This is a genomic window from Vibrio sp. 10N.222.52.C12, assembly GCF_041474215.1.
Lineage (GTDB): Bacteria > Pseudomonadota > Gammaproteobacteria > Enterobacterales > Vibrionaceae > Vibrio > Vibrio crassostreae_C.
Genome location: NZ_JBFRTR010000197.1, coordinates 1 through 681 on the forward strand (window position 1 = coordinate 1; position 681 = coordinate 681).

A 681-nucleotide genomic window follows, 5' to 3' on the forward strand; every position below is an offset into this window, starting at 1 on the left:
GAGCGCCGTTTTGTTAACTATGTAAAATGCAATTAGCTAAGGGGTCTTAGATAAGCAAGGAAACGCTTCTCTGCGAATTTGAAAATCGCGATGATGATGAACGTTAGTGCCATGTAGAACAGACCTGCCGTTAGGAAAGACTCGAATGGGGCATAGTAACGAGAGTTAACCAAACGAGCTGCACCGGTTAGATCCATAATGGTTACGATACCAGCTACCGCAGAGCCGTGAAGCATAAAGATAACTTCGTTACTGTAAGCCGGTAATGCACGACGTAATGCACTTGGCAGAATGATACGTCGGTATGTCTTAGGTGTGCTCATGCCATACGCTTTTGCTGCTTCAACTTCACCTTTTGGTAAGCCGTTAATCGCACCGCGAATGATTTCAGCTGTGTATGCCGATGTGTTAAGGATGAATGCCACCAAAGCACAAAACCATGCATTTTCCCATAGTGTATCTTTTACAGGGAAGAACTGATCCATTCCGTAGTAAATCAGGTACAACTGCACCAATAATGGCGTACCACGGAAGAAATAGATGAATGACCAAGCCGGAGCATTAATCAGCATATTTGGACTGTTACGAGCGATAGCTAGTGGTATGGCGACGAATAAGCCAATGATCAAAGCAACGCAAACCATCCAAGCCGTTGTCCATAAACCACCAAGGTAAATCGGC

The 681-nt window shown here is 44.8% G+C and carries 1 protein-coding gene; it reads right to left on the reverse strand.

Features of this window, described 5'->3' with window-relative positions; all coding sequences use genetic code 11:
- Nucleotides 1-32: 32 nt before the first annotated feature.
- Nucleotides 33-681 (reverse strand): ABC transporter permease (locus AB4623_RS23615; RefSeq protein WP_372147478.1); only part of this gene is annotated, 649 nt, incomplete at its 5' end.